The sequence below is a fragment of the Runella salmonicolor genome, from assembly GCF_024158025.1.
Classification (GTDB): domain Bacteria; phylum Bacteroidota; class Bacteroidia; order Cytophagales; family Spirosomataceae; genus Runella; species Runella salmonicolor.
In genome coordinates, this window is the sequence record NZ_JAMZEL010000003.1 from 27420 (window position 1) to 39620 (window position 12201).

Here is a 12201-nt window from a genome sequence, read left to right on the forward strand (position 1 = left end):
TTTTACAACTCAAAGGTTATCAATACATTCACCAAATAAATTCCTTTTTTTTTACCATTGATACGTATAAAGGTTATCCGTTGGCGGTCTTTGTTGGGGTACTATACCACATTTATTTTCTCCCAAATCGGCCCGCTTTGCACCATAGAATAGGCTTTGTCAATCTTTAGTATAACCCGCGATAATAACTTTAGTTTCATTCATCCTGTTTAAAAAAATCACAACTCTCTGATTGTCCCCTAGACATCTAACGGAGATAGAAAACATGATTAACCGTTTGCGTTTATGACCCTCAATCCTTGGTATATTCTTCAAAATGAGTCAGAAGCCGACTCTCCTTCTCTGCTGATTTATAAAGAGCGTGTTCAGCAAAATATCCTAAAAATGATTGCCATTGCGGGCAGTGCCGACCGACTTTACACCCACGTAAAGACCAACAAAATGCCCGAAATCGTGAAAATGATGCTTGAAGCGGGTATTTCCAAGTTCAAATGTGCCACCATTGCCGAAGCTGAAATGGCCGCGATAGCAGGGGCCAAACACCTCATTATTGCCCACCAATTGGTCGGGCCAAAAATTGAACGATTGGTTGCGCTGTGTCAAAAATATCCCGACGTATTTTTTGCCTCTCTTATTGATACCGAAGCCGTCGCCGATGACCACAATCAGATTTTTGAAAAACATGGCCTTATCAGCAACGTTTTTGTAGACGTTAATAGCGGCATGGACCGCTCAGGCCACCCGCTCGACAACACTATTTTTTCTTTATACAAACACCTACACGAACTGCCAAACCTCAAATGCCACGGCTTACACGTCTACGACGGGCACCTGCGAACGCCCGATTTTGAAACGCGCAAACACGAGGTTGAAACGGGCTTTGTGGATGTACAACATTTTATAGAATCTATTGAGGAAGCAGGCTTGCCCAAACCCATTATCATCGCGGGCGGTACTCCTACCTTTACTGCGCACGCGTTGCATCACGAAATCTATTGCAGTCCTGGCACGTGCGTATTGTGGGATTGGGGCTACGGCGACAAACTTCCCGAACAACCTTTTGAATACGCCGCCTTGGTCTTGACCCGGGTGATTTCAAAACCTAAAAAGGGAATTATTACCATTGACATGGGGCATAAAGCGGTAGCCGCCGAAAACCCGATTGATAAACGGATTCGTTTTTTAAATTTGGAAAACTATGAGCTCATCGGCCAAAGTGAAGAGCATGGTGTGATTCAAGTCAGTGATTGGGAAAGTATCAACGTAGGTGATGTTTTGTACGGAGTTCCGTATCACGTCTGCCCCACGGTCAACCTTTATGACGAAGCCTATGTCGTCGAAAATCAGTCTATTACCGATACTTGGCAGGTATTGGGAAGAAAAAGGAGAATTACGGTTTAAAAATAAAAATCACGCAAAGGCGCTGAGACCAAAGGGCTTTAAACTCTGCATCTTAGCGACTTTGCGTGGCTCTCCGTAGCGGTGATTAAACTGACTACGCCACAAAAATCTCCTGCGTGGGTTGTTCAGAGCCAGGAATAATTGGTAAGGTCACCTGCAAAATTCCGTTTTGATATTCGGCCCTAATTGCGGCCGAATCAATTGTTTCGTCGACAAAGAAACTACGCTCAAACGACGCTTTTTTAAATTCGGTCCGAATCCAATTTTTGTTTTGGTCTGCTTCTTCTTTGGCCTGATACGAAACGGTCAATTCATTGCCTTTCAGACTGATTTTGAAATCATCCTTGGCGCGGTCGGGCGCAATGACGAAAATTTGGTAGCTACTGTCGGTTTTCAGGACGTTGACAGGGACACGGAAAGAACCGCCTCCAAACGGCCGGCCAAATCGTTTCCCTGGGTGGCCGTATCCCATTCCGGGATGTCCATGGCCACATCTTCCTTGGTGATGCATATTGTTGTAATTTAGTTGGTTACTGATTTTTTTGAGGTTCGGTCTGGGGCTTTTCGGAGCCTTGGTGACCGTGTTTGTGCCAACGGCTTTCGCATTGTTGATGACCTTCAGCATGATGACGACGGCCTCGCCAATGATGATGCCCGACGGTAATGCGCAAACTCGCGGCGGTAATGAGCGCGACTGTCACGCCCAAGAGCCATTTGGTTCTTCGGTTCATGTTGGTTTCGTAATTTTAGGGGATGTTTAGATTTTGATGGTCGGGCGTTGAAACTCGTCCTTCAACCCTTCTTTTCGGTACTGCGCCGTTACGTCTTCATAGGGCGCAAAATGGGTTTGGTATTGTTTCCAATAACGGCGGCGACGCCCCGCAAATAAACGGAAAATCAGCCCCGCAAAAAGAAAGAACAAAAAGGCCTTCAACAATAAAAAGGGAAGAATAAATAAAAATAGCCCACCCAAAAGACCTGCAATAATCACTCTCGAAACTTGTGTTAACATAGCTGTAATTGGTTTAAATGATTCGTTTAAATGCGTACAAGTTGCTGTACATAAAGGATGACGAATGAAATCAAAAATTACTTTAAAGAATGTAGAGAAATTTTCATTTTTTTTGAATTAGCCCGGGCAGAGGCAGGCGAGACCACGCGGGCGGCGCTACTTTTACATTTAACATTTATTATTTTTCAGTTTTTCGGTTCGCCCATTTCGGGCGGAGGCAAACGGTACGCCGCCGCGGACCCGCGCCTACTTTTGGCAGCGTTTGCGCCATTCTTCTTTCAATTTGGCGCGTTCTTCATCTGTCATGTTTCGCCATTTTTCTCGCCACGCGCCCCCTCTCTGAAAGCGATTCTCTTGGTTCCATTGGTGATTTCCCCCCATAGAGCCGCGTCCAAAATTCCCGAATAAAATACGGCACAAAACGAGCAGACCCACCGCCTGCCAAAAAGAAATTATCCCCACCCCCAGCAAAGGCGGCAGAATAGCATTCCAAAGCCATTTTACAACCCCTCCCAATACCAGAGCCGCTATCGCTGCAAAAAAGGGAAATAGCCAAAAGCGAGGCCTGTAGTTACGTGGTCTGTTCATATCCTTACTGTTTATCAATCAAATTCATTATTAAATTCAAAACATTTATCCCCCCTCGGTCAAATCCTGATACAGGCTTTCGAGGCGTTGGCGCAGGTGCTGAACGGCATAGCGTTTACGAGAAATCAGGGTTTTGATGTTTTCGCCCGTACGGTCCGCAATCTGCTGAAAGGTTTCGTCTTCCAACTCGTTCCAAATAAATACCTGTCGTTGATTTTCAGGCAGTTCGTCGAGGGCGTCAAACAATTGTTGCCAAAAGATTTCCCGCAAATATTCCGTTTCGGGCGTACCGTCGTCGGCGAGTAACAAATCTTTAAAATAGATTTCGCCCTCATCGTCTTCGTAGCCGTAGTCTTCCAGTCGTTCGGGGCGTTGCTTACGGTAGCCGTCTACAATACGGTTTCGGGCCACCCGATACAACCAACTCCCCACTTGCTCAATGGCTTCCACTTCGGGTTGACTGCTCAACTGATACCATACATCCTGCAAAATATCCTCGGCATCTTCGTCGCTGCTCACGCGCTGCCGAATAAAGCCGAACAATTGCTTGCTGTACTTTCTTATGGTCTGTACGATATTGGATTTTTGTGATGCCAAAGTCAAAAATAAATGCTTTTCAAGGTAGACGTATCAAGGCAAAAATTACTTTATTTGACTCAAATATTTTTTTAATAGCCCCCGTAAACAAGCCCCCTGAATATTTATTTACGAAAACATCGTTGAAATCTTAGGGTGTAGTTCTTCGTTATTATCTTTGTAGTGTACAATTTTTTCTAAACATCAACCTAAATTCCTATGACAGTTACGATTGATTCTTTTCCATGGCTTAAATTCTATCCGCCAGGAATGGCTTACGAAGTTATTCCTGAGGTTTATCCATCCCTTTTGGAGATGATGGAAGAGGGCTTTACCAAATATGCTTCTAAACCTGCGTATGCTTGCATGGGCAAGCAAATTAGCTACGCACAACTTGATAAAATGTCGAATGATTTTGCCGCTTATTTACAACAAATCGGACTAAAAAAAGGCGACAGGATTGCCATTCAAATGCCCAACGTTCTTCAATATCCCGTAGCGATGTTTGGGGCATTGCGGGCGGGGCTTACCATTGTCAACACCAATCCGCTCTACACGCCCCGCGAGATGGAGCATCAATTCAAGGATTCGGGTGCCAAGGCCATCGTTATTTTGGCCAACTTTGCCGATAAACTTGAAAAAGTACTTCCTACCACCCAAATTCAGCACGTGTTTGTGACCCAAATTGGCGATATGCTGGGCTTTCCCAAAAAGCAGATTGTTAATTTTGTGGTGAAGAACGTCAAAAAAATGGTTCCTCCGTACCACCTTCCTAAGGCGGTGTCATTCATGGATGCCGTGGAGCAGGGCGCTTCTATGTCGTACACAAAACCTGCCGTAAATCAGTTGGATTTGGCATTTATTCAGTACACAGGCGGCACAACGGGTGTTTCGAAAGGAGCCATGCTGACCCACCGTAATATCATCTCCAACGTAGAAGCCAATTGCATTTATCTGGGGCCTCTGCTTGATACGATTCCTGAGGGGCAGCCTAATGTTCTTGTGGCCGCGTTGCCGTTGTACCATGTGTATGCCTTGACTTGCAATGCCCTTTCTGCCCTCAAAAACGGTGGCATGAACCTCCTCATTACCAATCCCCGCGACATGGAGGCCTTCATAAAGGAGCTAAAAAAATACCAAGTGACGGTTTTTACTGGACTCAATACCCTTTATAACGGGCTGATGAACCACCCGAAATTTGGCGAAATTGATTTCAGTCAATTGAAAGTTACTTCGGCGGGAGGCATGGCCTTGCAAAAGGTGGTGGCTGAGCGTTGGTATAAACTGACCGGTAATTTACCGACCGAAGGCTACGGTCTTTCCGAAACCTCTCCCGTTTTGTCGGCCAATCCACTCGACCCCAAGCTGAACCGCATCGGCACCATCGGTATTCCTTTTCCAAGCACCGAAATGCGAATTTTAAGAGAAGACGACACCTGGGCAGATGTAGGTGAGTCGGGGGAAATCTGCGCCTTTGGCCCACAGGTAATGCCTGGATACTACAACCGTCCTGACGAAACCGCCAAGGTGATGTTTACCGACCCCGTTGATGGTCGTCAGTGGTTCAAGACGGGCGATGTCGGCATTATGGATTCCGACGGTTATTTCAAAATCGTTGACCGGAAGAAAGACATGGTATTGGTTTCGGGCTTTAATGTGTACCCCAACGAAGTAGAAGATGTAGTGGCTCAGTGCCCAGGGGTGTTGGAAGTAGCCTGCGTGGGTGTACCCGACGAAAAAACAAGCGAAGCCGTTAAAATATTCGTGGTCAAAAAAGATGAAAGCCTTACCAAAGAGCAAATTATGGCATTCTGCCGCCAGAATCTGACCGCTTACAAATGCCCCAAACACATTGAATTCAGACAAGAACTCCCCAAAACCAACGTGGGCAAAATCCTCCGCCGCGCCTTGCGCGATGAAACCGTAAAATAAGACAGTCGAGCCGCCGATGAGGCGGCTCGACGTTTGTTTTTAATGTCAACAAAAATGCCTTCATTCTTCTCCAAACGCGACCTTCATTTCAATTTATACGAACTACTCAAGGTTGAGCAACTCACGAGTTACGACTATTTTCAGGACCATGACCGGCAATCCTTTGACATGGTTCTGGACGCAGCCGAGCAGATTGCCAACAAGATGCTCCACCCCCTCCTGACCGAGATGGACCGCAAAGAGCCACAATTGATGGACGGGACTATTCGTGTACACGAAGGAATGAAAGCGATTACCAAACGTTTTGGCGAAGATGGCTGGATCAATGCCACGTTCAGCTACGATGAAGGCGGTCAGCAGCTACCCGTTACGGTTCAAAACGCCGCCGCATTTATTTTTCAGGCCGCTAATTATTCGGCCAGCGTGTATCCTTTTCTGACCACGGGAGCGGCCAATTTGATTCGTAGTTTTGGTTCTAAAGAACTTATTGAACAATATACGCCGCTCATGTACAGCGGACGTTGGCAGGGCACCATGGCACTCACCGAGCCCAACGCGGGCAGCTCCCTTTCCGACATCAGCACCGCCGCCGAGCCTACCAGCGAGGAAGGGGTTTATAAAATCACTGGTCAAAAAATCTTTATTTCCTGCGGTGACCACGACGCCTGCGAAAACATTGTGCATCTGTTATTGGCCAAAATCAAAGGTGGGCCCGCTGGTACCAAAGGGATTTCCTTGTTTGTGGTTCCCAAAAAACGAATTACCGAAAATGGACATACCAACAACGGGGTAACCACCGCGGGCGTTTATCACAAAATGGGCTACAAGGGAGCGCCCATTGCACACCTGATGTTTGGCTCAGACGAAACTTGCCTAGGCTACTTGGTGGGGGAGCCTCACAAAGGGCTCACGTATATGTTTCAAATGATGAATGAAGCCCGCGTAGGCGTAGGCATGAACGCTACCGCTATCGGTACGGCCGCATATTATGCATCGTTGGCTTACGCCAAAGAACGCCCGCAGGGCCGCCCCATCACCGCCAAAGACCCAACCCAACCCCAAACCCTTATCGTTCACCACGCCGATGTAAAACGAATGTTACTGTTTCAAAAATCGGTGGTAGAAGGTGCGCTTTCGCTGCTACTCCAGTGCGGATTGTGGGCAGACTTGGCCCACGTAACCGAAGGAGAAGCCAAAGAGCGTGCCGAGTTGTTGCTTGATTTATTAACGCCAGTTGCCAAATCATACCCTTCCGAAATGTGTTGCCAGACCACGAGCGCTGCGGTGCAGATTTTAGGCGGTGCGGGCTACACCACCGACTTTCCAGTAGAACAATATTACCGTGAAGCACGCATCCATCCCATCCACGAAGGCACAACGGGTATCCACGGCTTGGATTTATTGGGTCGAAAACTAACCCTCCACGGAGGAAAAGGATTGCAATATCTGATGGAGGAAATAAAGAACACAATTGCGGAGGCCAAGCAGTCCGACCAGCCTCAATTACTCGATTTAGCGGCAAGGTTGGAAGGAGCTTTGGAGCGTGTTCAAACCGTTACGACCTCGCTCCTGAATCTTGCCAAACAGGATAAGGAATTATTTCTGGCCGATGCCACCCTTTACTTAGATTTTTTTGGAATCGTGACGATTGCTTGGCAGTGGTTAAAGCAGGCCATTCAGGCCCAAAAGGGGCTAATGATGACTAATTCGGAAGAAAATCGTAATTTTTACCAAGGAAAAGTAGCCACCGCAAATTACTTTTTTGATTATGAGCTAGTCAAAATTTCCTCTTTGGCACTGCGTCTAACAAGCCATACTAAGGGTACGGTTGAAATGCAGCCCGACTGGTTTTAATCATCAATACTTGAATCCAAATAAAATTAAAAAAGCCGTGCAGAATGTCCGCTCGGCTTTTTGACTTTACTCAACGTTATGAAAAACTCTTTTTAGAAAAACTTAAATAGACATAAAAGTCATACTGTTTTTGTTTTTCTATTTTTGGTATATTTTGTATCTCTTTTTAGTGAGAATTAACAATTTCTTAACTCTTAAACAGGTACGCAAAGTTAGCATTTTCATCGAAATGCTATTCTTTTTTTTATAAATTCTTATAAAATAAATATTTAAGACTCAATCTGTTACCTTTCAGGAATAAAAGTACAGCATTAATAATTTTCATTCAGTGCTTTCAATAATATAACACATATTTGATAAAATTAGTGTTATTGATGTCAAAAAAATAAAAAAACAAAATATTCTACTTTGATTCTCCATTTTTAGGCGTTATCAATTTTTGATGTAAGACATAAAAAAAATGACCAAGCGGTATAGCTTGGTCATTCCTACATCAATCTCAATTAAAAAATTAACCCACCAATTCTTCTTCTAGTACCTCTGTAACCGAGGTGAAATCAAGGCCAAAAGCGTCAGCAACGGCCTTATAGACCACTTTACCGTTTACTACATTTAACCCTTTCTTCAAATCTTCGTTTTGAGCACATGCTTTTTGCCAGCCTTTGTTGGCCAATTGAATGGCATAAGGCAGGGTGGCATTGGTCAACGCTAAGGTAGAGGTGTAAGGCACCGCTCCTGGCATGTTGGCAACGCAGTAATGCACAATTCCATCTATTTCATAAATCGGATCTTCGTGGGTCGTAGGCTTGCAGGTTTCGATACATCCACCTTGGTCTACGGCTACATCCACCAATACCGTTCCTTTTTTCATCAATTTCAACATATCGCGTGTCACCAAGTGGGGGGCTTTGGCTCCAGGAATCAGTACGGCTCCCACAATCAAATCGGCACTTTTTACCAAGTCACGGATATTATATTCGTTTGACATCACCGTGTCCACATTGGCGGGAAGAATATCTTCCAGATACCTCAGTCGATTCAGATTAATATCAACAATGGTTACGTTGGCTCCCAATCCAGCCGCCATTTTGGCCGATTGCGCACCTACGATACCACCGCCAAGCACTAACACATTGGCTGGTTTAACTCCCGCAACACCGCCCAACAAAATACCGCGTCCACCCATGGGTTTTTCGAGGTATTTGGCTCCTTCTTGAATCGCCATCCGTCCCGCTACTTCCGACATAGGCACCAATAAAGGTAGCGAACGGTCGGCTTTTTCGACGGTTTCGTACGCCAAACACACCGAGTTACTTTTCAGCATGGCGTGCGTCAGTTCTTCCGATGAAGCAAAGTGAAAGTAGGTAAACAGCAACTGGTTTTCTTTGATAAGGCCATATTCGGAGGCAATAGGCTCTTTTACTTTCACAATCATTTCGGCAATCGCGTATACTTCCTCAATCGTGCCCAAAATCGTGGCACCTACGGCTTCGTACTCACTGTCCTCAAAACCGCTTCCTTGCCCAGCCGTAGCTTGTACATATACTTTATGGCCGTTTTTACGAAATTCTGCTGCTCCTGCGGGCGTTAAGGCCACGCGGTTTTCGTTGTTTTTGATTTCCTTTGGTACGCCGATGATCATAGTAGTAGTAGGCTTAATGTTCAGAAATTTATTGTGTTTAAGTCTTGGCTGGAATTACGATACAAAATTAGGTGAAAGAAAAATATTTCCTGTTATTTAATGATAAATAAGAAAATATTTCTTATTTTTAAGGATAAAAATGATTTATTACTGTTTTGTCCTGATTTAAAGGTTATGAAACGAAAAAAATTCGGGTAAGTGTAAAAATTAAAAATATCGTACCTAAAAACGACTGAATCAGATGCACTTAGACGAAACCGACTACCGTATTTTGCAGTTGTTACAAACAAACGCGCAATTGACCATTAAGGAGATTGCCGCCGAAATCAATCTATCCATTACGCCCGTCCATGACCGAATCAAAAAACTTGAACGGGAGGGCGTCATTGAAAAATACGTGACCATTTTGAATAAAAAACGCCTTGGCAAAGGGCTTACGGTCTTTTGCAACGTAACGCTTGATAAACAGCAACGGGAGAATTTTCAGGAATTTAGCGAGGCCATGCTTCAAATGCCCGAAGTCGTGGAATGTTGCGTGGTATCGGGTACGTTTGATTATCTCATTAAAATTATCGCTACGGATGTGGAAAGTTATCACACTTTTTATCAGGAAAAACTCGCCACCCTCAAAGCGATTTCGCACATAAGCAGTTTCTTTGTAATGTCGGAAGTAAAAAATACGACGTCGTTACCAATATAAATCAGGTGTGAGGAGCGGCCGCCGCTGCGGTTAGAAGCGAGGAGCGAGAATAGTAGTACCCACTGCGGTCTTCTCTCCTGACTTCTTACTCCTCATTCCTCACTTCTAACAAAAAAATGCTTCTTCAACCTATCAACAATATTGCCGAAATATGTGCCCGCAAAGGCGTTAATAATGTGGTTATTTCACCAGGGTCAAGGAGCGCAGCCCTGACCTTGGCCTTTGCGCGACATCGTGGTATAAAAACAAAAGTCATCCCAGATGAGCGCGTAGCGGGGTTTGTGGGTTTGGGCATGGCCCAATACAGCCACCAAACCGTGGCGCTGGTATGTACTTCGGGGAGTGCCGCTTACAACTTAGCTCCTGCCGTGGTGGAGGCGTATTTTCAGGAAATTCCGTTGCTGGTTTTTACCGCCGACCGCCCCAAAGAATGGATTCACCAGCAAGACGGACAGACCATTTATCAGAACGAGCTGTACGGTAAACACGTCAAAAAATCGTTTGACTTACCTTCTGACTACGCGCATCCGGATGCCAATTGGTATATTGAACGCGTCTTAAATGAAGCGATTAATTTATCACAAACGGCCCCCAAAGGCCCAGTGCATGTCAACGTGCCCATTCGGGAGCCGTTTTATCCAGTAGCAGACGAAAAAATTACGTACGACCGTCACGTCAAATTGGTCGAGCGACTTGCTACCGAACCAACCCTGAGCACCGACACTTGGCACCGATTACAAAACGAATTTGAGAATGCCAATCGCGTGCTCATCGCCGTGGGGCAATTGCCGCCTGCATCGGCACTGTGGACGGTTCTGAAAGAATTTAGCGAAGAAATGGGCGTGCCTGTCTTGGGAGATATTATATCAAATGTTCCTGTTAATGAGGCCTTTGTACGGCAACACGATGTGTTCTTACGCGGGAAAAATGAAGAATTGTTAACGACACTCCAGCCCGATTTGCTGATTACGGTCGGTGACTCGTTCATTTCTAAAAACTTTAAACTTTTTCTTCGAAACTATTCTCCTGCCCGTCATTGGCACGTTAAAACGACCGAACAGCTCATTGATACGTTTCAAACGCTCACCACGCAAATTCCCGTGGAGCCGTTGTATTTTTTTCAAAAATTATTGGAAGACCTAGATTATCAGCAGTTTGTGCAAAATGATTCTGACGACGACGGGCGCGGGGCCTTTCGGGAAGCATGGCTGCAAGCCGACCGACAGGGAAAACGAAGCGTACACCAATTTTTACGGCAAGAACCTCGTTGGAATGAATTTGCATTGGTAAGCAATGTCTTGGAAAACTTACCCGAAAACAGCGTTCTGCACCTTGCCAACAGTATGCCTGTGCGTTACGCCAACCTTCTTGGGCTTTCGCGCCCAGCCGAGGTGTTTGCCAATCGCGGCACGAGCGGCATTGACGGCTGCACAAGCACGGCGTTGGGCGCGGCCTTGATGACCGACAAACCCGTTTTTATCATTACTGGGGACGTGGCTTTTTTCTACGACCGCAACGCTTTATGGCACCCGCACATTCCCCAAAATCTGCGCGTAGTGTTGTTTAACAACGCCGGGGGGAATATCTTCCGACTTATCGACGGGCCAGCGGCTCAGCCTGAATTGGAGCAGTATTTCGAAACGCGACATTCTACCACCGCCCGCCACACCGCCGAAGATGCTGGGTTGGGTTATTATTCCTTAAGAGAAGGCGAAGATTTTAGCACTGTTTGGCCTGAATTCATTGCTCCAAACGGGCAAGCCAAATTGCTGGAGATTTTTACCGACCCAGTGCTAAATGGGGAGGTTTTTGAAGCGTATCGACGCATGGGAACGGCTTAGGTTCAGCGTTTAATGGCTTTCAAATAAGATAAAGTCCCAAAAAGAGTGGACTGATTTCCTTTTATTTCTACATTTTCAAATCCCTCAATTGCCAGAAATTGAGGGATTTTGCCTTTTATATTATCGTTGGTGGTGTAGAAATTGTCAATCACTTGTACCACAAAAAACAGAAACCGCATCAAACCGTTTTCTGCTTTGCCCCAATCAGCAATGTGCAGTTCACCTTTAGGCTTAAGCACACGGCGTATCTCACGAAAAGCATGAAGTTTTTGCTCGGTGGTCAAATGATGAAAAACCCAAGCCGACACCACTTTATCAAAGGAAGCATCGGTAAAAGGAAGCGTTTTTCCGTCAAATTCTTTTAATTGAATCGATGAATTTTTAAGCTTTGCCTTTTTATTTGCAATTGTCAGTATTTGAGGGTCAACATCCAAACCCACAATGGTACCATCAGGATGCAAGTCTTCTATCAAAAGCGTAAGGGTAGCGGTTCCGCAGCCAAAGTCTAAAATAGCTTGCCCTTTTTTTATATCCGCCTGTTGAATCAACCGCTTTTTTACCTTTATCTCGGGCATAGTCAGCCAAATAAACCAATCGTAAATGGGCGTCAGAAAATGGTATTTCAGGGCGGGGATGTAGTCGGAAGGCATTGACT

12 protein-coding genes are annotated in these 12201 nt (G+C 45.5%); 5 read left to right on the plus strand and 7 right to left on the minus strand.

Annotation, left to right across the window (positions count from 1 at the left end; all coding sequences use genetic code 11):
• The first annotated feature begins 285 nt into the window (after positions 1-285).
• Positions 286-1401: a D-TA family PLP-dependent enzyme gene (locus NCI00_RS09390; protein ID WP_253526895.1), complete on the plus strand. Its 1116-nt coding sequence runs from the start codon at positions 286-288 to the stop codon at positions 1399-1401.
• Between the two features lie 94 nt (positions 1402-1495).
• Here NCI00_RS09390 and NCI00_RS09395 read toward each other — a convergent pair whose 3' ends face one another.
• From NCI00_RS09395 to NCI00_RS09415, 5 genes are all read right to left on the minus strand, one after another.
• Positions 1496-1912, minus strand: coding sequence for an Hsp20/alpha crystallin family protein (locus NCI00_RS09395; RefSeq protein WP_253526896.1), 417 nt, complete (start codon positions 1910-1912; stop codon positions 1496-1498).
• A gap of 19 nt (positions 1913-1931) precedes the next feature.
• Complete coding sequence (locus tag NCI00_RS09400; protein WP_253526897.1) at positions 1932-2132, minus strand: hypothetical protein; 201 nt, start codon at positions 2130-2132, stop codon at positions 1932-1934.
• A 26-nt stretch (positions 2133-2158) separates the two neighbouring features.
• Positions 2159-2413: a hypothetical protein gene (locus NCI00_RS09405; protein WP_114462198.1), complete on the minus strand. Its 255-nt coding sequence runs from the start codon at positions 2411-2413 to the stop codon at positions 2159-2161.
• A 246-nt stretch (positions 2414-2659) separates the two neighbouring features.
• Positions 2660-3001 (minus strand): hypothetical protein, encoded by a 342-nt coding sequence (locus NCI00_RS09410; RefSeq protein WP_253526898.1) that lies wholly within the window; start codon positions 2999-3001, stop codon positions 2660-2662.
• A gap of 45 nt (positions 3002-3046) precedes the next feature.
• The gene (locus NCI00_RS09415; RefSeq protein WP_253526899.1) at positions 3047-3598 is read right to left on the minus strand and encodes an RNA polymerase sigma factor; all 552 of its coding nucleotides are present in this window, start codon (positions 3596-3598) and stop codon (positions 3047-3049) included.
• A 198-nt stretch (positions 3599-3796) separates the two neighbouring features.
• Between NCI00_RS09415 and NCI00_RS09420 the strand changes: the two genes are divergently transcribed.
• Positions 3797-5509, plus strand: a complete 1713-nt coding sequence (locus NCI00_RS09420) for an AMP-binding protein (protein WP_253526900.1) — start codon at positions 3797-3799, stop codon at positions 5507-5509.
• A 54-nt stretch (positions 5510-5563) separates the two neighbouring features.
• Entirely contained in the window at positions 5564-7363 is a 1800-nt protein-coding gene (locus NCI00_RS09425; protein WP_253526901.1) for an acyl-CoA dehydrogenase, read from the plus strand.
• Positions 7364-7874: 511 nt separating this feature from the next.
• On the opposite strand, the gene ald is transcribed toward NCI00_RS09425, so the two are convergent.
• Entirely contained in the window at positions 7875-9005 is a 1131-nt protein-coding gene (gene ald, locus NCI00_RS09430) for an alanine dehydrogenase (RefSeq protein WP_114462193.1), read from the minus strand.
• Between the two features lie 241 nt (positions 9006-9246).
• Between ald and NCI00_RS09435 the strand changes: the two genes are divergently transcribed.
• The gene (locus NCI00_RS09435; RefSeq protein ID WP_253526902.1) at positions 9247-9705 is read left to right on the plus strand and encodes an Lrp/AsnC family transcriptional regulator; all 459 of its coding nucleotides are present in this window, start codon (positions 9247-9249) and stop codon (positions 9703-9705) included.
• A 116-nt stretch (positions 9706-9821) separates the two neighbouring features.
• The gene (menD, locus tag NCI00_RS09440; protein ID WP_253526903.1) at positions 9822-11546 is read left to right on the plus strand and encodes a 2-succinyl-5-enolpyruvyl-6-hydroxy-3-cyclohexene-1-carboxylic-acid synthase; all 1725 of its coding nucleotides are present in this window, start codon (positions 9822-9824) and stop codon (positions 11544-11546) included.
• A 2-nt stretch (positions 11547-11548) separates the two neighbouring features.
• On the opposite strand, the gene NCI00_RS09445 is transcribed toward menD, so the two are convergent.
• A complete protein-coding gene (locus NCI00_RS09445; protein WP_253526904.1) occupies positions 11549-12196 on the minus strand; it encodes a class I SAM-dependent methyltransferase in 648 nt (215 codons plus the stop codon).
• Between the last annotated feature and the right edge of the window lie 5 nt (positions 12197-12201).

Coding starts and splice junctions, on each gene's coding strand:
- NCI00_RS09410 (WP_253526898.1), bottom strand. CDS start 3,001: ATGAACAGACCACGTAACTACAGGCCTCGCTTTTGGCTATTTCCCTTT.
- NCI00_RS09420 (WP_253526900.1), top strand. CDS start 3,797: ATGACAGTTACGATTGATTCTTTTCCATGGCTTAAATTCTATCCGCCA.
- NCI00_RS09425 (WP_253526901.1), top strand. CDS start 5,564: ATGCCTTCATTCTTCTCCAAACGCGACCTTCATTTCAATTTATACGAA.
- NCI00_RS09390 (WP_253526895.1), top strand. CDS start 286: ATGACCCTCAATCCTTGGTATATTCTTCAAAATGAGTCAGAAGCCGAC.
- NCI00_RS09395 (WP_253526896.1), bottom strand. CDS start 1,912: ATGCATCACCAAGGAAGATGTGGCCATGGACATCCCGGAATGGGATAC.
- NCI00_RS09405 (WP_114462198.1), bottom strand. CDS start 2,413: ATGTTAACACAAGTTTCGAGAGTGATTATTGCAGGTCTTTTGGGTGGG.
- ald (WP_114462193.1), bottom strand. CDS start 9,005: ATGATCATCGGCGTACCAAAGGAAATCAAAAACAACGAAAACCGCGTG.
- menD (WP_253526903.1), top strand. CDS start 9,822: ATGCTTCTTCAACCTATCAACAATATTGCCGAAATATGTGCCCGCAAA.
- NCI00_RS09435 (WP_253526902.1), top strand. CDS start 9,247: ATGCACTTAGACGAAACCGACTACCGTATTTTGCAGTTGTTACAAACA.
- NCI00_RS09445 (WP_253526904.1), bottom strand. CDS start 12,196: ATGCCTTCCGACTACATCCCCGCCCTGAAATACCATTTTCTGACGCCC.
- NCI00_RS09400 (WP_253526897.1), bottom strand. CDS start 2,132: ATGAACCGAAGAACCAAATGGCTCTTGGGCGTGACAGTCGCGCTCATT.